The 18988-nt window shown below is 61.6% G+C and carries 22 protein-coding genes; 7 read left to right on the top strand and 15 right to left on the bottom strand.

Features of this window, described 5'->3' with window-relative positions:
- Positions 1-51: 51 nt before the first annotated feature.
- The 6 genes from ACN9MZ_RS23120 to ACN9MZ_RS23145 form a co-directional block, all read right to left on the bottom strand.
- Positions 52-276 carry a hypothetical protein gene (locus ACN9MZ_RS23120; protein ID WP_426339208.1) on the bottom strand — a complete coding sequence of 75 codons (225 nt, stop codon included), beginning with the start codon at positions 274-276 and terminating at the stop codon, positions 52-54.
- Positions 277-351: 75 nt separating this feature from the next.
- Positions 352-1587, bottom strand: a complete 1236-nt coding sequence (hemW, locus tag ACN9MZ_RS23125; RefSeq protein ID WP_426339209.1) for a radical SAM family heme chaperone HemW — start codon at positions 1585-1587, stop codon at positions 352-354.
- Positions 1584-2171 carry an RdgB/HAM1 family non-canonical purine NTP pyrophosphatase gene (gene rdgB, locus ACN9MZ_RS23130; RefSeq protein WP_426339210.1) on the bottom strand — a complete coding sequence of 196 codons (588 nt, stop codon included), beginning with the start codon at positions 2169-2171 and terminating at the stop codon, positions 1584-1586. Before rdgB ends, hemW begins: the two co-directional genes overlap by 4 nt.
- 46 nt (positions 2172-2217) lie before the next feature.
- Positions 2218-2946, bottom strand: coding sequence for a ribonuclease PH (gene rph, locus ACN9MZ_RS23135; RefSeq protein WP_426339211.1), 729 nt, complete (start codon positions 2944-2946; stop codon positions 2218-2220).
- 7 nt (positions 2947-2953) lie between these two features.
- Positions 2954-3886 (bottom strand): PP2C family protein-serine/threonine phosphatase, encoded by a 933-nt coding sequence (locus tag ACN9MZ_RS23140; RefSeq protein WP_426339212.1) that lies wholly within the window; start codon positions 3884-3886, stop codon positions 2954-2956.
- 12 nt (positions 3887-3898) lie between these two features.
- The gene (locus tag ACN9MZ_RS23145; RefSeq protein WP_426342950.1) at positions 3899-4888 is read right to left on the bottom strand and encodes a serine/threonine protein kinase; all 990 of its coding nucleotides are present in this window, start codon (positions 4886-4888) and stop codon (positions 3899-3901) included.
- Between the two features lie 97 nt (positions 4889-4985).
- Here ACN9MZ_RS23145 and ACN9MZ_RS23150 point away from each other — a divergent pair, with 97 nt between their 5' ends.
- Together ACN9MZ_RS23150 and ACN9MZ_RS23155 are read left to right on the top strand one after the other, a co-directional pair.
- The gene (locus tag ACN9MZ_RS23150) at positions 4986-5876 is read left to right on the top strand and encodes a YicC/YloC family endoribonuclease (protein WP_426339213.1); all 891 of its coding nucleotides are present in this window, start codon (positions 4986-4988) and stop codon (positions 5874-5876) included.
- A 4-nt stretch (positions 5877-5880) separates the two neighbouring features.
- Complete coding sequence (locus tag ACN9MZ_RS23155) at positions 5881-6216, top strand: hypothetical protein (protein WP_426339214.1); 336 nt, start codon at positions 5881-5883, stop codon at positions 6214-6216.
- Between the two features lie 30 nt (positions 6217-6246).
- Here the strand turns inward: ACN9MZ_RS23155 and ACN9MZ_RS23160 are convergent, their stop codons facing one another.
- Positions 6247-7548: a M20/M25/M40 family metallo-hydrolase gene (locus ACN9MZ_RS23160; RefSeq protein ID WP_426339215.1), complete on the bottom strand. Its 1302-nt coding sequence runs from the start codon at positions 7546-7548 to the stop codon at positions 6247-6249.
- Positions 7549-7599: 51 nt separating this feature from the next.
- Here ACN9MZ_RS23160 and ACN9MZ_RS23165 point away from each other — a divergent pair, with 51 nt between their 5' ends.
- Positions 7600-8349: a DUF72 domain-containing protein gene (locus ACN9MZ_RS23165; protein ID WP_426339216.1), complete on the top strand. Its 750-nt coding sequence runs from the start codon at positions 7600-7602 to the stop codon at positions 8347-8349.
- On the opposite strand, the gene ACN9MZ_RS23170 is transcribed toward ACN9MZ_RS23165, so the two are convergent.
- The gene (locus ACN9MZ_RS23170) at positions 8346-9230 is read right to left on the bottom strand and encodes an alpha/beta fold hydrolase (protein ID WP_426339217.1); all 885 of its coding nucleotides are present in this window, start codon (positions 9228-9230) and stop codon (positions 8346-8348) included. The genes ACN9MZ_RS23165 and ACN9MZ_RS23170 overlap by 4 nt on opposite strands.
- Positions 9227-9808, bottom strand: coding sequence for a TetR/AcrR family transcriptional regulator (locus tag ACN9MZ_RS23175; RefSeq protein ID WP_426339218.1), 582 nt, complete (start codon positions 9806-9808; stop codon positions 9227-9229). The genes ACN9MZ_RS23170 and ACN9MZ_RS23175 overlap by 4 nt, the downstream gene beginning before the upstream one ends.
- A 122-nt stretch (positions 9809-9930) precedes the next feature.
- On the opposite strand from ACN9MZ_RS23175, the gene gmk reads away from it, so the two are divergent.
- From gmk to ACN9MZ_RS23190, 3 genes are read left to right on the top strand one after another with little or no spacing between them, the layout of a single operon-like run.
- Positions 9931-10572: a guanylate kinase gene (gene gmk, locus ACN9MZ_RS23180; RefSeq protein ID WP_426339219.1), complete on the top strand. Its 642-nt coding sequence runs from the start codon at positions 9931-9933 to the stop codon at positions 10570-10572.
- Positions 10573-10613: 41 nt separating this feature from the next.
- The gene (gene rpoZ / locus ACN9MZ_RS23185) at positions 10614-10817 is read left to right on the top strand and encodes a DNA-directed RNA polymerase subunit omega (protein ID WP_005665923.1); all 204 of its coding nucleotides are present in this window, start codon (positions 10614-10616) and stop codon (positions 10815-10817) included.
- 24 nt (positions 10818-10841) lie between these two features.
- Complete coding sequence (locus ACN9MZ_RS23190; protein ID WP_426339220.1) at positions 10842-13121, top strand: RelA/SpoT family protein; 2280 nt, start codon at positions 10842-10844, stop codon at positions 13119-13121.
- 180 nt (positions 13122-13301) lie between these two features.
- On the opposite strand, the gene ACN9MZ_RS23195 is transcribed toward ACN9MZ_RS23190, so the two are convergent.
- The 6 genes from ACN9MZ_RS23195 to greB all read right to left on the bottom strand — a co-directional run bounded on the left by ACN9MZ_RS23195 (position 13302) and on the right by greB (position 18369).
- A complete protein-coding gene (locus tag ACN9MZ_RS23195) occupies positions 13302-13763 on the bottom strand; it encodes a transposase (RefSeq protein WP_426339221.1) in 462 nt (153 codons plus the stop codon).
- 109 nt (positions 13764-13872) lie between these two features.
- Positions 13873-15096, bottom strand: coding sequence for an ABC transporter permease (locus ACN9MZ_RS23200; protein ID WP_426339222.1), 1224 nt, complete (start codon positions 15094-15096; stop codon positions 13873-13875).
- 3 nt (positions 15097-15099) lie between these two features.
- Positions 15100-15783 carry an ABC transporter ATP-binding protein gene (locus ACN9MZ_RS23205; protein ID WP_426339223.1) on the bottom strand — a complete coding sequence of 228 codons (684 nt, stop codon included), beginning with the start codon at positions 15781-15783 and terminating at the stop codon, positions 15100-15102.
- Positions 15780-16997 carry an efflux RND transporter periplasmic adaptor subunit gene (locus tag ACN9MZ_RS23210; RefSeq protein ID WP_426339224.1) on the bottom strand — a complete coding sequence of 406 codons (1218 nt, stop codon included), beginning with the start codon at positions 16995-16997 and terminating at the stop codon, positions 15780-15782. Before ACN9MZ_RS23210 ends, ACN9MZ_RS23205 begins: the two co-directional genes overlap by 4 nt.
- 7 nt (positions 16998-17004) lie before the next feature.
- Positions 17005-17685, bottom strand: a complete 681-nt coding sequence (locus ACN9MZ_RS23215; protein WP_426339225.1) for a YIP1 family protein — start codon at positions 17683-17685, stop codon at positions 17005-17007.
- 120 nt (positions 17686-17805) lie between these two features.
- Positions 17806-18369 carry a transcription elongation factor GreB gene (gene greB / locus ACN9MZ_RS23220; RefSeq protein ID WP_426339226.1) on the bottom strand — a complete coding sequence of 188 codons (564 nt, stop codon included), beginning with the start codon at positions 18367-18369 and terminating at the stop codon, positions 17806-17808.
- A gap of 39 nt (positions 18370-18408) precedes the next feature.
- Between greB and ACN9MZ_RS23225 the strand changes: the two genes are divergently transcribed.
- Positions 18409-18987: a hypothetical protein gene (locus ACN9MZ_RS23225; RefSeq protein ID WP_426339227.1), complete on the top strand. Its 579-nt coding sequence runs from the start codon at positions 18409-18411 to the stop codon at positions 18985-18987.
- Position 18988 lies beyond the last annotated feature (1 nt).

Raw genomic sequence — 18988 nt, forward strand, 5'->3', positions numbered from 1 at the left:
TCACATTCGAATGCCTGGTAGTGGCCGATTTTCCGGCCACATTGCTGCCGCTTACATTTGGTGAATCCATTCGACTTCGCCATTCTGAAGCGTTAACCATACCCGCACGTCAGGAGGATCAATCGCGGCAACAGAAGGGTCGCTTGCCTTTGGAATGAGAAAAGCTGCTTCCCATCGCGCATTTTCTTTTCTCTGAATTCGGCTAGGCCGCGTATGCTCAATGGTATACGACGACAAATACGCTTCAGCAATCCTCAAGCACTCTTCTTCCGTCATTCTTCTTCCTCAAATGCGCGCGTAGGTCGGCTCTTGGCCGGATTCTGCCTGCGACATCAGCGCTCAGGCTGTCTGTTACAAGAACATCTGCTGTAGGTCGTTAAGGAAGCGCTGGCCCAATTCGGTGGGCTTGATCAGCATATGATCTCGGTACAGTAGGCCCTTGGCTTCGGCCTCGTTAAGCTGCTTCTCGATCGTGTTGAGCGCCACACCGGTGCGTTCGGCGAACAGGTTCGGCGCGAAGCCGCCTTGCAAGCGCAGGGCGTTCAGCATGAACTCGAATCCCATTTCGTCACGCGACAGTTCGCGCTCTTCCTGCACCGGATTGCCGGCAGCCAGCGCATCCATGTAGGACTTAGGTTGTTTATAGCGCGCCTGGCGCAGTACGCGATGCGGGAAAGACAGCTTGGAGTGGGCGCCGGCGCCGATGCCGAGGTAATCGCCAAACTGCCAGTAATTCAGGTTGTGGCGCGCCTGGTGGCCCGGCTGGGCGTAGGCCGATACTTCGTAGTGGCCATATCCGTTCGCGGTGGTCAGCTCGGCGATCATGTCCTGCATGTCGGCGCTCAGGTCGTCGTCCGGCAGCTGCGGAGGATATTTGGCGAACAGCGTGTTCGGTTCCATCGTCAGGTGGTACAGCGACAGGTGCGGCGGCTTGAAGCCGATTGCGGTCTTGATATCCTGGTGCGCCTGTTCCAGCGTCTGGTTCGGCAGCGCGTACATCAGGTCAAGGTTGAAGTTGTCGAAGTTCGCCAGTGCGATTTCCACTGCGCGCTTTGCTTCGCCGTCATCGTGGATGCGGCCCAGCGCCTTCAGGTGTTCACCGTTGAAGCTCTGAATGCCGATCGACAGTCGATTGACGCCGCTGTCGCGGTAGGAGCGGAATTTTTCGGCCTCGAAGGTGCCGGGATTGGCCTCCATCGTGATTTCGCATGCGCCATCGAGCGGCAGCAGGCTGCGCAGGTCCGACATCAGGCGATCCATGCCGGCTGCCGACATCAGGCTCGGCGTGCCGCCGCCGATGAAGATGGTGTAAATCTTGCGCCCCCAGATCAGGGGCAGCGACATTTCGAGGTCGCGCCGCAGCGCGTCCAGGTATTCCTTCTCCGGTACGTCGCCCTTCGCCTCGTGCGAGTTGAAGTCGCAATACGGGCACTTGCGTACGCACCACGGCCAGTGGATGTACAGCGACAGCGGCGGCAAAGCCTGCAGGTTCAGCGCGCCTGGACGCAGGTAGGCTGCAGCGACGCCGGCGGCGCTGTCGATGGTGCGGCTTGGTACGGCATTGCCGACCGGCTTAATCGGAATCATTTCTTCAGCTTCTCTACCAGGGCACGCAGGGCCTGGCCGCGGTGCGACAGGCGGTTCTTCTCTTCCGGTGCGAGCTCGGCCACGTGCTTGCCCAGCGATGGGATCAGGAAGTACGGATCGTAGCCAAAGCCGCCTTCACCGCGTGCTTCGGGCGAAATCACGCCTTCCCAGCGTCCATCGGCAATCACCGGCTGCGGATCATCCGCATGGCGCACGAAGACAAGCACGCAGTAATAGTAGGCCGATTTGTCGGCATGTGCCGCCAGGTCGGCGATCAGTTTTTCGCTGTTGCGCGCATCCGATTTCGGCTCGCCTGCATAACGCGCGGAATAAACGCCAGGCGCACCGCCCAAGGCATTGACGCACACGCCGGAATCGTCGGCCAGAGCCGGCAAGCCGGTCAAGCGGGCCGCATGGCGCGCCTTGGCCAATGCATTTTCGACAAAAGTGTGGAAAGGCTCATCGGCTTCCGGCACGTCGAATTCGCCTTGCGGATGGACGGAGAAACCAATGGTCGAGAGCAGCTCGTTGAATTCCTTGAGCTTGCCCTTGTTGTTCGAAGCGAGAACGATGCGTTGTGTCATGAATGTCGGCTCGTAAGAGAGAGCCGACATTGTAAACCACTTGCGATTACAGGCCGAGCGCCTGCTTTTGCAGCTTGACCAGGTCGCGGATGCCGCCTTCGGCCAGGTCCAGCAGGCGGTTCATGGCCGCGCGGTCGAAGGCTGCGCCTTCCGCTGTGCCCTGCACTTCCACGAAGGCGCCGGCATCGGTCATGATCACGTTCATGTCGGTGTCGCAGTCCGAATCTTCCAGGTAGTCCAGGTCCAGCACAGGAACACCCTGGTACACGCCAACCGAGATTGCGGCCACGAAATGCTTGACCGGGATGGTTTCGATCATGCCCCGTGCCTTCAGTTTGGAGAAGGCGTCATAAGCCGCCACCATGGCGCCGGTGATCGATGCGGTACGGGTGCCGCCGTCAGCCTGGATCACGTCGCAGTCCAGTTGCAGGGTGCGCTCTCCGAAGGCCTCCAGGTCAAAGGCAGCGCGCAGCGAACGGCCGATCAGGCGCTGGATCTCCTGGGTGCGGCCGCTTTGCTTGCCTTTTGCCGCCTCGCGGTCCATGCGTGAATGGGTCGAGCGCGGCAGCATGCCGTATTCTGCCGTCATCCAGCCCTGGCCCTTGCCTTTCAGGAAGCCGGGCACGCGTTCTTCGATGCTGGCCGTGCAAATCACCTTGGTGTCGCCGCATTCGATCAGCACCGAACCTTCGGCGTGCTTGGTATAGTCGCGGGTGATGCGGATGTTGCGCAGCGCATCGACGGCGCGGCCGCTCGGGCGGTTCACAGTGCTCATGGAATTCCTATTTCAGTAACTGGGTAGATTTTTCGATGGCGCCGCGGATTTCGGCGATCGCCTTTTCAATTTCGTCATCATCGAACACGTCGACTTCGGTCTTGGCGCCGTGGATGGTGGTGCTGACCACATCGTCCGGCAACTGCTCGGTCGAAATCACGGTCGACCCGCCGTGGGTGGTCGGCGTGCCATCGGCCACCAGCGCGCCCTGCCACATGATGGCCAGCGCCGTCACATTGTCGCTGGTATCGCCGGCACGGCGCAGCGCGGTCGCCAGCATGTCAGGCACCGCCCGCACCACGGTCTGGGTAGTCAGCATCTGCACCAGCTCTTCATCGGTGCACATCGACCACAGGCCATCGGAGCACAGCATCAGCGTATCGCCCGGCAGCAGGTTGGCGCGGCCGGATATCTCGATGCGCGGCGCGCTGCCCGCGCCAAGGCAGGCATACAGCTTGTTGCGGTCCGGGTGGGTATTGCGGGCCGACGCCGGGATCAGGCCCTTCTCGATCATGTTCTCGACATGCGAGTGGTCGCGCGTGCGGCCGTGCACCTGGCCATTGCGCACCCAGTACAGGCGCGAATCGCCGCAATGTGCCCACACGGCGGTATTGTGCTGCACCAGGCAGGCCACGATGGTTGTACGCGGCGACTCCGGCATGTTGTGAGTCATCGTGTACGTATGGATGTCATTGTGCGCAGTTGCCAGAGCCTCTTCGAGGAAGCGCTCTGCCCCCTTCACGTAAGGCGTGGCCTGCTGCTGGAACATCTGGGAAATAGTGCGGGTAGCGATCGAGGCGGCGATTTCACCCCGCGCATGGCCTCCCATGCCATCGGCGAGCACCAGCAACAACGCATCGCGCGTGAAGCTGTAGCCCATCCGGTCCTGGTTAACCTTGCGGCCCCCGATATGCGTTTCCTGGTAAACGGCGAATTGCATGGCATGGGCTCCTTATTGTTGGCGCGGGGCCGCATCCTTTTTGCGGCCGAATCCGAGCTTGCCTGCCAGCTTGCCCAGTTTTTCTAATGCCCCCGGCGGAGGCGGCGGTTCTTTCGGTGCCGGCGCCTGCGCCAGCAGTTTCTGCAGTTCGAACAGGCTTTGCGGCCGGGCCAGCGGATCGATAAGCAAAGTCCATCGTACCAGCTTCACCAGCTCTGGCGAATAGAGGATTTCCAGCTTCTGGAAGTGCGGTTCCATCTTGTCTTCCTTGCGGCGCTGGTCGGCCGGCTGCGGCGGTTGGCCAAGCATGCAGGCGAACATCGAGGCGCCAATCGAATAGACGTCGGTCCATGGGCCAAGCGCCTCGGTCTTGGAGTACAGCTCGGGCGGTGCGAAGCCGGGGGTGTACATCGGCATCAGCTTCGGGCTGTCGGTATTGACGGTCTGGCGCGCCGCGCCAAAGTCCAGCAACATGGGCGTACCGTCCGTGCGCAGGTAAATATTGGCCGGCTTCAGGTCCAGGTGCAGCAGCTTGTTGGTATGCACTTCGCGCAACCCCTTCAGCACCTGCGTGAAAATCTGGCGCACGAAGGCCTCGCTGCAATTGCGTCCCCTGCTGCGTTGGCGCTGGATGTGGTCCTGCAGGGAATGGCCCGACTCGTAAGCCATTACCATATAGACAGTTTCGTTGGCACGGAAGAAATTCAACACCCTTACAACATTCGGGTGTGAAATCTTTGCCAAGGCACGGCCCTCCTCAAAAAAGCACTTCAGTCCGATCCTGAAGACCGGCAGGTTCGCTTTTGTGACCACAGGCACCATCTCGCCCTCTTGACGCAATGCAAGACTGCTTGGTAAATATTCTTTTATTGCTACCGCATTACCTTCTGCGTCGTAGGCCAGGTACACAATACTGAACCCGCCTGACGCAATTTTCTTTACAATGCGGTATCCAGCAATTTCCAGACCATCCGGTAATGGAGCGTTGTTCTGAGCTGCCATAAGTTTCCTCGCTTCAACTAACCGGGATTGTGTGGGACAAAGCAATATATTGTAAAGACAAAGACAAAATCGGGGATATCCTTTGAGCATTTCCAGCATGACTGGCTACGCCGTGGCCACCAGCGAAAGCGCGGCGGGCACGCTGACAATTGAGATCAAGAGCGTCAATTCGCGCTTCCTTGACCTTCAATTCCGCATCAACGACGACTTGCGCGCGCTCGAACCCGATTTGCGATCCGCCATCATGGGCGCCATTACCCGCGGCAAAGTAGAGCTGCGGCTGAGCTTTGGCCGCAAAGCCGCTGCCGCCGGCACCCAAGCCTTGAATGTAATCCTGCTCAATGAACTGGCGCGCCTGCAAGGCGAAGTCAGCCAGCATTTCAGCGGCGCGGCACAGATGAGTGTTGCCGAACTACTTCGCTGGCCTGGTGTTGTCGAAGAAGCACAAATCGGCCAGGAATCGCTGCAGGCCGACGTTTCGGCCCTGATGACCAGGACTGTGGAAGCCTTCGTCCAGAGCCGCCAGCGCGAAGGCGCGGCGCTGGAAGCGATGCTGGTTTCGCGCATCGACGCGATGGAAGCCATCGTTAAACGAATTACCCCACTCATTCCTCAGGTAGTTGCACAATTCCAACAAAAAGCCGTGGAACGCATGCAGGAGGCGCTCGGTTTGGCTTGCCAGGGATCGAATACTGCCATGTCGCGCCAGGACGCGATGGAGCGTATTCGCCAGGAAGTGATCCTGTATGGCATCCGCATCGATGTGGCCGAAGAACTGGGCCGCCTGTCGGCCCACCTCAGCGAAACCCGCCACATCCTGAAAAAGGGTGGCCAGGTCGGCAAGCGCCTGGACTTCATGATGCAGGAATTGAACCGCGAAGCGAACACCCTCGGCGCCAAAGCCTCGGTCAAGGAACTGGCCGACGCCTCGATGGAACTGAAGCTGCTGATCGAGCAGATGCGCGAACAGGTCCAGAACCTGGAGTAGGCCGGTGGGCGACGCTTTCGCTCTGCTTTTCAAGATCCACTTCAACGCTGGCGCAGCAGCTTTGCTCGCCAGCCTTGCCTACTTTGGCATCACCGCCAAGTGGCTGGCCTTCCGGCGCAGCCTGAGCCACGCCCTGCTCTACATCGCCCCTATCCCGCTGTTTATCGTCGAATTCATCTTCATCTGCGCGAATAACAATTGCCTGCGCGGCTATGAACCTTCTGCCACGTTGACTGCCCAGGACTTCCTGGGTGGCGGCCTCATGCTGTTACCGGTTGCCTGCTTCTGGTTCTTGCAAGGGCGGCTGCTGATCCAAAGCCGGTGCCGGGCCCAGGCCTGAATGTCCGATTGCCAGACCTGACCCCGACTTTTATCTTGTGAGGCGGTACAGCAGAACCGCGGTCCGGATCGCTCCGTACTCGATTGAGCGGACATCGAGGTCTTCTCCCGGCGCGTGGGCGCCTTTGCCGGTCGCGCCGAGGCCATCCAGGCTGTCCACATGCGGCGCCACGAATTGCACGTCGCCGGCGCCGCGCAGGCCAGGAGGCAATGCGGCGATCGGGCCGAGGCCGGCGTCGGCGCTGGCTTTCGAATACATTTCCAGCACTTTCAGGTTGCCCTCGGTTGGCGCCATTGGCGGGTAACCGTCTTCGAAGCGGATCTCGGCACTGGTGCCGGGCAGGCTTTGCGCTACGATTGAGCGCATGCGGGTTCGCGCTTGCTCGCCCTGTTCCGGCGTCAGGAAGCGCAGGTCGCCTTTCACCAGCGCGCTTTTGGCGATCACATTCGATTTGCCGAAGGCCGTGCCCTTGGCCGCCGCGCCTTCGTACGTCACTTCGGTGCCCCCCAGGATCAGGCCGGGGCTGAAGGTCAGGTTCGGTTCCTGCAGTTGCTGGCGGAAGGCGTCCAGGATGCGGGCGGTTTCGTACACTGCGCCGTAACCGGCATGGGCGTTGAAGATGCCGGAGGAATGGCCTTGCTTGCCCGTCACCTCCAACTTCCATGACGTCGAGGAGCGGCGGCCGACGGTACCGGTGGCCTTGCCGTTTTTATCGAGCTCGGTGGCTTCAAACGCTAGCGCGACGTCGCTGCGCTTGGCCAGGTTGATCATCTCGCGCCGCGATACTTCTTTCGGGTCGCCGGCATTTTCCTCGTCTCCGGTGAAGATCACGCTGATCGTGGTGTTATCCAGCGCTCCCGCCGCATGCAGTGCGCGCAGCGCTTCGATGATGATGACGTCGCCGCCCTTCATGTCATTGACGCCCTGGCCGCTGGCGCGTTCGCCCTGGCGCTGCCACTTCTGCATCGGAGAATTCGCTTCGAACACGGTGTCCAGGTGACCAATCATCAGTACCCGCTTGCCTTGCTTGCCTTCGCGCGTGGCGACCAGGTGGCCGGCGCGCTGCATCTTTTTCGGCATGTCGATCCATTGGGTCTTGAATCCCAGCTGATCCAGTTCGGCACGGAACACTTTGCCCACTTCGCGCACCCCGTTGTGATTCATGGTGCCGCTGTTGATGTTGACCGCTTTCTCTAGCAGCACCAGCGCCTGGCCCGAATTGGCCTTGACCAGGGCGACGATGCGTTCCTCTTCAGGTGACAGCGATTGCGCGGCGGCGCCTCCCATCAATCCAGCGGCGAGCAGCGAAACGAACAGGCGGGATATACGCATTTCTGGCATCCTCCTTGAAGTGTGTTCGAAACTCTACTACGGAAAATCGACATGAACATCCGCGTTGGCATAGGCGGCTGGGACTTCGCTCCCTGGCGAGAAACCTTCTACCCTCCCGAGGTGCCGCTCAAGCGCGCGCTGGAATATGCGAGCAGCGTGCTGACCAGCATCGAGATCAACGGCACCTTCTACCGTAACGCCAAGCCGGAGCACTTTGCCGGCTGGGCCGAGCGCACGCCGGACGATTTCGTGTTTGCGGTGAAGGCTTCGCGCTACGCCACCAACCGCAAGGTGCTGGGCGAGGCGGGAGAGTCGATCGAGCGCTTCATGGATAGCGGCCTGGCCGAGCTGGGCGACAAACTGGGTCCTATCCTGTGGCAACTGGCAGCCACGAAGCGCTTCGACCCGGACGACCTGGAGGCTTTTTTCAAGCTGCTACCCAAGAAGCTGGGCAAGCGCAAACTGCAGCATGTGCTGGATGCGCGGCATGACAGCTTCATGTGCCCTGAGTACCTGAAGCTGGCGCACAAGCACAAGGTCGCGACGGTCATCACGGATTCGCCGAAATTCCCCAACTTTACGGAGGTGACCGGCGACTTCGTCTACGCGCGGCTGATGGATGCGCAAAGCGGCATCATTACCGGCTACACCATGCCTGCATTGAAGAAGTGGGCCGCACAGGCGCAGGAATGGACCGGCGGCGGCAAGCGCGACGCCTTCGTCTACTTCATCAACGGCGCCAAAGAGCGCGCACCGGCCGCCGCACAGGAATTATTGCGCGTGTTGGGCGCGAAGCGTTAACGCCCAAGACCATCGAACCACTCCAGCGTGCGCGCCCACAAAGGCTCGGCGTGCTGGCGGAAGTAGCCCATATGTCCCAGTTTGCCCAGCCCAGCGGCGGCCGGGTCGATATCTACACCATGCCACGGCGCGTTGCGGTAGCCGGACATCAGCGCATCGCGCGAGAGCGGCGGCGCCCACAGGTCGTCGGTTGCATTCAACGCGAGGATAGGCGTGCGCACCTTGGCAAAACCGTCCGCGATTTCCGGCACTTGGGGGTCATCGAGGAAGTAGCGCGGGAATTTGCACCAGTGCTTCCACTGGCGATACACGCCCATCGGCAAATCCTCGCCCATGCCAAGCTTGCTCCAGGCCAGGCGGCCTTTCCAGCGCGTGACGAGCGGACCGACCACATGCCACATCGCCAGCACGCGCAGGCGTTCCATGCGCGGCATCCAGCCATGCCAGCCAGCGCCGACGCCAAACAGGTAGACGCCGGCAATTTTTTCATGGTTCGGTACCAGGCCCAGTGCATGGCCGCCGTACGAGTGGCCAACCATGTACAGCGGCGTGCTGTCCGCAGGCGCAAAGAATTCGATCACGGCATTCAAATCGAGCCGCGCCCAGTCCAGGAAGCTGGCCTCGAAGCCGCGCAAGGATTTCGGCGCCGAGCCGCCTACGCCGCGGTAGTCGAAAGTCAGCACCGTGTAGCCTTGCCCAGCCGCGAATTCGGCGAAGCGGCGGTAGAAGCCCTGCGGCACGCCGGTGGCGCCGGCCAGCAGCAAGCGCGCCTTCTCAGGGCCGCGGGCGCGGTAGCGCATGGCGGACAAGGGATAGCCGTCGGCCGCGCGCAGTTCCAGTTTTTCCGCCAGGAGCAAGGCGGCGGCAGGCATATGGCTCATATTTTTTTCTCCACTTTCAGCATTGGCATCAGCGCGTCCATGGTCTGCACCATCGGCGCAGTGTCGCCCGCCACGCGGGCTTGCAGCAGACCGCCTTCGTAGGCGGCAAGGATCAGGGCGGCGATGCCCTCGGCACGCTGGCGTTCGTGGCCCGCCTGCGCCAGGGCATCGGCCATTCGGCCACGCAGATTGGCGAAGCCGGTTTTCAGCGCGTCGCGGATTTCGACGTCGTCGGCAGTGGACTCGAGTGCCACGGCGGCCAGCGGGCAGCCCAGTTCGAACTCGCTGTCGTCCAGGCCACGCAGCGCGCGCAGGATCCACGCTTGCAGCGCCGCCAGCACGTCAGTTTCGCGCTCCATGTAAGAGTCGAGCTTGTAGAGCAGGAAGCTGAAGGTGGCTTCGATCGCTGCCACGGCCAACTGGTCTTTGCCGCCGGGGAAATGGTGGTACATCACGCCTTTCGGCGCCTTGGCCGTGGCCAGGATCTCGCTCAGGCCGGCGCCATGCAGGCCGCGATGTTGCAGCGTGGTGATCATGGCGTTGATCAGGCGCTCGCGGGTGGTCAGTTGGGCGTTCATGCGGTTTACTCTATAGACCGGTCGGTCCAGTGTCAAGCACTGCGTGCGCACCCGGTTTCAACTCTGCTTGCTCCTTGGTAAAATACCTCTTTGGGCGACAGCCTAGCTTTTGAGAATTGCAAATGAGCCAACATTTTTCCGGCAGCCTGTTCATGGTTGCAGCGCCATCCGGCGCCGGTAAATCTACGCTGGTCAATGCCCTGCTGGCACAGGAACCGGCCATCAAGCTGTCGATCTCGACCACCACGCGCCAGCCGCGTCCGGGCGAGCAGCATGGCCGCGAATATTTCTTCACCAGCGCGGAAGACTTCCGAAAGCGCGCTGCCGAAGGCGAATTCCTGGAGTGGGCCGAGGTGCACGGCAATTACTACGGCACCTCGCGCATCTTCGTGGAAGAGCAGATGAAGGCCGGCACCGACATCCTGCTGGAGATCGATTGGCAGGGCGCGCGCCAGGTCAAGAAGCAGTTCCCGCAAGCGGCCGGCATCTTCATCCTGCCGCCATCGTTCGCGGCGCTGGAAGAACGCCTGCACAAACGCGGCCAGGACGAGGTCCACGTGATCAACCGCCGCCTGCTGGCTGCGGGCGGCGAAATCGCCCACGCGCCCGAGTTTGAGTATGTTATTATCAATGAAGAGTTCCCGGTCGCCTTGTCGGAGCTAAGCGCGATCGTCCGATCGGCCCGTTGCCGGTTTGCGCAACAAGCCGCCCGCAATGCCAAGTTGATGTCCGAACTGGGCATCCACGCCGACCACGCAGAATAATCACCGACGCATTCAGTATCGAATTTACCCAGGAGTTAAGCATGGCCCGTATTACTATTGAAGATTGCCTGAAGAATGTCCCTAACCGCTTCCAGCTGACCCTGGCAGCCACCTACCGCGCACGCCAGCTGCTGCAAGGCCACACCCCGAAGGTCGAAGCCAAGGACAAGCCAACCGTCGTCGCCCTGCGTGAAATCGCCGCCGGCAAGGTAGGCCTGGAAATGCTGAAAAAGGTCCCTATGTAAGCTGGGAACCTTCTTGTTCCCGATATGAACCTGACTTCCGCCGATCCCAACATCAGCGAACAGCCCGCACGGCGGGCACGGCGCCCGGCTAAGCAACAGCCGGGCGTTGACGTTTCTGCACAAGCGATTTCCAGCTCGCCGCTGGCTGCGCCAACCATGGCCACGGGCGTTGCGACCATCACTCACCTGACCGAAAAACTGGCCGAGTACATGAACGAGGCCGACCTGAAAAAGGTCAAGGAAGCCTATCGTTTCTCGGATGAGATGCACCTGGGCCAGGTACGCAAGTCGGGTGAGCCGTACATCTCGCACCCGATCGCGGTGGCCGAGATCTGCACCGAGTGGAAGCTGGACGCGCAAGCCATCATGGCCGCGCTGCTGCACGACGTGATGGAAGACCAGGACGTCAAGAAGGACGAGCTGATCGAACGCTTTGGCGCGCCGGTGGCGCACCTGGTGGACGGCTTGTCCAAGCTGGAAAAAATCGAGTTCCAGAGCCAGATCGAAGCGCAGGCGGAGAACTTCCGCAAGATGCTGCTGGCCATGGCCTCGGACGTGCGCGTGATCCTGATCAAGCTGGCCGACCGCCTGCACAATATGCGCACGCTGGAAGTGATGATCCCGGCCAAGAAGCGCCGCATCGCCGCCGAGACGATGGAAGTCTACGTGCCGATCGCGCACCGCCTTGGCCTGAACAACATCTACCGCGAACTGCAGGACCTTTCCTTCTCCCACCTGTACCCGGTGCGCTACCACGTGCTGGCCAAGGCCGTGAAAGCGGCACGCGGCAACCGGCGCGAAGTGGTATCAAAGATCCTCGACGCGGTGAAGAACACGCTGTCCATGGCCGGCATCGAGGCCGAAGTCTATGGCCGCGAGAAGACCCTTTACGGCATCTACAAGAAGATGCGCTCCAAGCACCTGTCGTTCTCGCAGGTGCTGGACGTGTACGGCTTCCGCGTGGTGGTCGACAGCTTCCCCAATTGCTATGTGGCGCTGGGCACCCTGCATTCGCTGTACAAGCCGATGCCGGGCAAGTTCAAGGACTATATCGCGATCCGCAAGCTGAACGGCTACCAGTCGCTGCACACCACCCTGATCGGCCCCTACGGCACGCCGGTGGAATTCCAGATCCGCACCCAGGAGATGCACCGCACCGCCGAATCGGGCGTGGCCGCGCACTGGCTGTACAAGAGCAACGACGCGAACATCTCGGACATGCAGCAGCGCACCCACGCCTGGCTGCAATCGCTGCTCGACATCCAGCAGCAGACCGGCGACTCGGCCGAATTCCTGGAGCACGTCAAGGTCGACCTGTTCCCCGATTCGGTCTACGTGTTCACGCCAAAGTCCAAGATCATCGCCCTGCCCCGCGGCGCCACGCCGATCGACTTCGCCTACTCGATCCACACCGGGATCGGCGACCACACGGTGTCGGTCAACATCAACGGCGAAGCGGCCCAGCTGCGCACCGAACTGCGCAACGGCGACATCGTGGAGATCGTCACCGACCCGAACTCGCGCCCGAGCCCGACCTGGCTGTCCTTCGTCCGCACCGGCAAGGCGCGCTCCGCGATCCGCCACCACCTGCGCACCATCAACCTGCCGGAATCGATTCGCCTCGGCCAGCAGTTGCTGGCGCAAGCGCTGGACGCCATCAGCGTGCCGGGCGAGCTGCCGCCGCCGCTGATGGAACGCCTGCTGAACGAATCATCGGCCAAGTCGATGGAAGAACTGTATGCCGACATCGGCATCGGCAAGCGCATGGCCGCGCTGGTGGCGCGCCACATCTTCGGCCTACTGGGCGGAGAATCGGCCAGCGCGCCGATCGAGCACACCAGCCCGAAAGAACTCGACCCGGTCACGATCTACGGCAGCGAAGGCGTGTCGGTGCAGCTGGCGCCATGCTGCCTGCCGATCCCCGGCGACCACATCGTCGGCCAGCTGCGCCGCGACCAGGGCCTGCAGGTGCACACCGGCGACTGTTCGGTGGCCAAGCGTTCGAAGCAGAAAGAGCCTGAACGCTGGATCGCAGTCAAATGGGGCACGGAAATCAACCGCCGCTTCGACAGCCGGATTCGCCTGATCATCAATAACGAAAAAGGCATCCTGGCCAGGGTGGCCGCCGAAATCGGCGAAAGCGACGGCAACATCACCTTCGTCGGCATGGATGAGGATAGGGAGCACGTCCTGCACCAGCTGCGCTTCACGATTCAAGTGAAAGACCGCGTCCACTTGGCCGCATTGATCCGCAACGTGCGAAAAGTCGCCGGCGTCAACCGCGTCACCCGCGAGCGCGCATAGCGGGTCTGACCCTTGGGTCAGACCCTGATCTCCCGGTTTTGCGCAACGCAAAATCATTCTGCACCGCAAACCGAATCCGCTGCAGATCCTTTTCCTCCAGCGGTACGTCAAACAAAGCTCGGTAGGCTTGCCTGCGAGCAGCACCATCACTTCCCAGTCCTAAGAAGACCGGGTGGGGCGTTAAAAGAGAACTCTCCCTACCCTCTGCGTTTGCCGATAACTGGACCATTTGTACGCTGCAGGCAAATCCACCATTCCGGCTCGCACAGGGTTGAGTTCAATGTAACGCTGGCATGTCAACAAATACGCGTCGCTGTCGATCTGCGAGGAATGGTAGCGGCCATCCCACATCGTTCCTGTACTGCCATGGCGCAAATGGACCCAATGCGCCGTCTGTTGCGACAAATCTTTCATGAACATGGACTGCGCGTTTTGAGCATGAACAGTTAGCAGGATGTGGACGTGGTTCGTCATTAGCACATACGCATGCAGGTCGCAGCGGTATTTCTTACCAAGACATTCCATGAGTTCCAGGTACCGCTGGCGCTCCTGATCATTGTGGAAACAAGGGCGACGATTATCACCGCGCTGAACCATGTGCAGGCAACTTCCGGCGGGGTAGTTACGGAGAGGGCGGACCATTTTGCGCTCCTTTAAACCGGTAAACCAGGGTCCGACCCGAGGATCGGACCCGCCAAGTTCAAGGATAGCGATGTAGCGAGCGTGGACTTTGTGCGGGCGCAATCGCCGCCTATTCGTAGCGCAAGGCTTCGATCGGGTCGAGCTTGGCGGCTTTGGCGGCGGGCAGCACGCCGAAGATCACGCCGACGCCTGCGGAGAACATGACCGACAACGCGACCGCCCACCAGGGAACGTATGCGCCGGGGAAGTCGGGGATAACGCTGGCGATCGCGTGGCCCAGCCCATAGCCAAGCAGCACGCCGATCGCGCCGCCCAGCATCGACAAGGTCACCGCTTCGATCAGGAACTGCATCAGGATGTCGCGACTGCGCGCGCCGATTGCCTTGCAGATCCCGATTTCGCGCGTGCGTTCGCTGACCGAAACCAGCATGATGTTCATGATCCCGATCCCGCCCACCAGCAGCGCGATGCCCACCACGCCGCCCATGACCAGCGTGACCGTGGTGGTCACCGTCTCAAAGCTCTTGAGGAACTGGTCGGAAGACTGGATTTCAAAATCGTCCTTCTGCTCGGCGTGCAGGCGGTGCGCTTGCCGCATCACCGTGGCAATGCGCGCCTTGAGTTCTTCGGTGCGGGCGATGTCGCCGATCGATACCGTGATCGACATGCTCGGCTTGCGCGCGTTGCCGATGACGCTTTGTCCGGCGCGGAACGGTATCAGCACCTGGTCGTCCTGCGACATGCCGAGGATTTCGCCCTTCTTCTCCAGCACCCCGACAATCTTGAACCACTCGCCCGAGAACTGGATGAACTCACCCAGCGGATTGTCGGGCAGGTGCAGCAGCTCGATCATTTTTTCGCCGATCACGCACACCCGTCTTGCGCTCGCATTATCGGACTCGCTGATGAAACGCCCCAGGCGGGGATAGCTGCCGTTCACTTCCATGAAGGCTGCCGTCACGGCCAATTGCTGGCGGCTGGACGCAGTCTGGTTGCCGTAGCGGATTTCACCGCCGGGAAACATGAATGCCGGACTCAGTTCGCGGATGCCTTCCACGTGCCCGCGCAACTGTTCGACGTCCTCGAACTGCAGGTAATTGACCTTGCCCCGCATGACGTCCTTGAAATCGTTCTTGGCATGCACCGTCAGCGCATTGCCGCCAAGGCCTTCGAACTGGCGCGTGATCGATTGCGACAAGCCCTGGATCAGCGAGATCACGGTAATCACCGACGCCACGCCGATGATGATGCCCAGCGAAGTCAGGAAGCTGCGCATGCGGTGCGCGCGGATTGCCGCCATCGCCGAACGAAGCGCTTCGATAAAGATGTACATCGGCTAGCCTCCTGCCACGCGATGGTCGGACAGCACGCGCCCATCCTGCAGCCGCACGATGCGCTGGCATTGTTCCGCAATGTCAGGTTCGTGCGTCACCATCACGACCGTCTGGCCGTTCCGGTGCACGTCCTTGATCAAGGCCATGATTTCGCGCGTAGTGGCCGAATCCAGGTTGCCGGTCGGTTCATCGGCCAGCAGGATCGATGGCTTGCCCACCAGTGCCCGCGCAATGGCCACCCGCTGCCGCTGGCCGCCGGACAGCTCGTTGGGCCGATGGTGCGTGCGCTCGCCCAACCCGACGTGCTCCAGCGCCTCGCGCGCCATGCGCTTGCGTTCCGATGGCGGAATGCCGCGATAGATCAGCGGCTGCGCCACGTTATCCAGCGCAGTATGGCGAGGCAGCAGGTGGAAGCTCTGGAAGATGAAGCCGATCTCCTCGTTGCGCACCTGGGCCAGGTCGTCGCTGGCCATGGTCGCCACGTCTTTGCCGTTCAGGAAATAGGTGCCTGCGCTCGGTCGGTCCAGGCAGCCGACGATATTCATCATCGTCGATTTGCCGGACCCCGAAGCGCCGATAAACGCCACCAGTTCATTGCGCTCGATGTGCAGGTCCACACCCTGCAAGGCATGCACGGTCTGGTCGCCCATCCGGTATTGCTTGGTGATGCCAGTCAGCGTGATCACGGCTTGCTTCCATCGGCGACCTTGAGGGCCTTGGACTCCGCCGCCTTGGCCTTGACGGCAGTTCCTTCACGCAGGTCGCGCAGGGTGCGCGCCGGCCCCACTGCAACGGTCTCGCCGAGCGCCAGGCCCTTGGTGATCTCCTGGTTGCTGTCGTCCGACAGGCCCAGTTCCACGATGCGTTTCTTCGCCACGCCGTCGACAATCGCGTAGACATAATTACTGCGCTTGCCCTTGCCTTCCGAAGCCTCGGTCAGTTGCACGGCCTGCAGCGGAACCACCGGCCGCGGCGCGCCGTCGCCGGTCACGATCTCGGCACGGCAGGTCATGCCGGAGCGCAGCGCAAGCTGGTGCTCCGCCAGCTTGACCTTGACCACGTAGCTGCGGCCCTGGCTCGCAGCCTGGCCCAAGCCCTGGGGCTTCGGCGCCAGCGAGACCGATTCCACGCTGCCGCTCAGCGGACGGTCGGCATAGGCCGAAGGGAAGATGCGCGTCTTCAGTCCCGGCGCGACGTTGGCGATATCGCCTTCGTCCACGTTGACCTCAGCGATCATGGAGCTGAGGTCGGCGATCGTCATCAGGCTGGAGCCCGCAATTCCCGTAGCACTGGCCACGGCCGTTTCACCGGCCTTGATCGAAACGCTGGTGGCAGTACCCGAAATCGGCGCCCGCACCTCGGTCTTGGCCAGGCGCTCCTGCGCCAGCGCCAGCATCGCCATCGCTTGCTGACGGCTTTCGCGCGCACTGCGCAGCGAAACCACCGCCAGGTCCACCGCCAGCTTCGCATCATCGAGGCGCGACACATCGATGAACTTGGCAGCGGCCAGCTGGCGCGAGCGCTCCAGCTTGCGCTGCTGGTTTTCGAGGTCGATCTGGGCGCGGTCCACGCTGACGGCCGCGTTGCGCACCGCCGCTTCCTGCTGCGCCACATCGGCTTTGTAGGTGCTCGGATCGAGGCGCAGCACGACCTGCCCTTTTTCGATCTTGTCGCCCTCCTTCACCAGCACTTCCGACACCTTGCCGATCACTTCCGGCGACAGTTGCACCTCCTGGCGGAACACCAGGCTGCCGGACGCCAGCACCGCAGGATAAATTGCCTTGTTCTCGACCTTGGCCAGTTCGGCTTCGACCTTCGGCGGCGAGCCGCCGAACTTGACGGCAACAGGAATGCCGATCATGGCCGCCACCACGGCCAATGCAATCAGTTTGCGTTTCATGCGCGCCTCAATTCTTGAACACGATCCAGGCGGTCCAGCAGCCGTAGATCACGACATACGGCAGCGCCGCGATGATGGCGCAGGTAGTGGTGCTTTTACCGGTCCAGGTACGCAGGCCGATCGCAGCCAGCAAGACAACCCAGATATCGGTGAGCTTGAGTGCGCTGGCGATCGCCGCCCATGGCGTATGTGGCGCAGCGTGCACCAGCAAGAAGTTCAGCGACAGCATGTCCGCTTGTTCGAGCGCCAATCGGCCCCTGCTGGTAATGATCTGCAGCGCCATCAGCGGCACGCCGATCAGGCCCGGCAGCGAGGCCCATGCCGCCAGCGAGAAGCCCGACTTGAAGCTCAGGTCCATGCTGGCCAGCTTCCCCGCCAGCCAGTAATACAGTCCCAGCAGGCAGTAGATGAACAGGGTTCCCACGATGATGCCCGCCACGCCCATTCCCATCATCACGCCGCGTGTCATGGTTTTGCTGGCCGCCTCGCGCTGGTCGGCGGGCATGTCCGGTGGGAAGGTGTTCGACATCATCCAGTCCCAATCGACAGTCTGGAAATACCAGACCAGGATGCCGATACTGCTCACGTAAAGCAGCAGCAGCGGCAACCATGCTCGCGGGCGCTCCTTCAGCGCCGCGAACGCCGCCGATGGATCATAGAAGACTTGCGTCAGTTGAGCGAAAGCCATGCGCACACCTTGCCATAAAAGTAATTAAAAATTTATTATAACAACTTGGCAAAGTTGCACTGATAATACTTTGGCTGTGAAATGATGCTGCAGGCCGCTATTGCGGTATCACCACCTTGCTCAGGCGCTCGGGGACGGATAGCTGACGTCCAGGATTTCCAGCTCTTCGGCGCCATTCGGCGTGTGCAGCAGCACAGTGTCGCCTTCGCGTGCTTTGGTCAGCGTGCGCGCGACCGGGCTGATCCAACTAACCTTGCCCTTCAGCGGGTCGAATTCGTCAATGCCGACAATGGTGATGGTGTGCTCCTCGCCGTCGCGCTTGGCGTAGGTGACGGTGGCGCCGAAGAATACCTGGTCGTTGCCATGGTGGATGCTGGGGTCCACTACCTCGGCCAGGTCCATGCGCTTGGTAAGGAAACGAATGCGGCGGTCGATTTCGCGCAGGCGGCGCTTGCCGTATATGTAGTCGCCGTTTTCGGAACGGTCGCCGTTCGATGCGGCCCAGTGCACCACCTTCACCACCTCGGGACGCTCTATATCGATCAGCTGCAGCAGCTCGTCCTTGATGCGCTGGTAGCCCGCCGGCGTAATGTAGTTCTTGGAGCCGGGGGGGATCGGCGGCGCACCTGGCGGCAGGTCATCGTCGTCGTCCTGCTCGCCCTCTTTGACAAAAGCCTTGTTCATAACTCTCTTCTAATTATTTGGTGCAATAATGGCACTCACATGAAGCGATTGTACACACTCAGGCGGCGCCTGTTCGCCCCCCTCGTCTACTGCGCAGCCCTGTTCCTGATCTTCGAGGAATGGCTGTGGGATGTCGGAGCGCGCCTGATGGCGATACTGGCTCGCTTCCCGCCGTTGCGCGCCCTCGAGCGCATTATCTGCAACCTCGGTCCCGCTGCTGCCATGGCCGTGTTCTTGCTGCCGGCACTGATGCTGTTTCCGGTCAAGCTGCTGGCCCTGTTCGCCATGGCACGGGGCCATGCCTTCATGGGCATCAGCGTATTCGTGCTGGCCAAGGTGGCTGGCGCCGCCGCCGTGGCGCGGCTGTATGCGCTGACCCGACCGTCGCTGCTGCGCCTGCGCTGGTTTGCCTGGCTGCACGGCCGCTTCATGGAATTGAAAGAACGCTGGATCGCGCGCCTGAAAGCCACTGCCGCCTGGCGTGAATGCCGCGCCCTGGTCGACAAGGTGCGCGAACGGCTGCGCCGCTGGCGCGCCGGCTGGCGCCGCGGCCGTTTCGCCGCCCGCCCGATGCGCGTGCTGCGCCGCTTCAGCGCGTTCTGGCGCATGCGTCGCTGAC

Source organism: Pseudoduganella sp. S-14 (assembly GCF_049913285.1).
Lineage (GTDB): Bacteria > Pseudomonadota > Gammaproteobacteria > Burkholderiales > Burkholderiaceae_D > Rugamonas.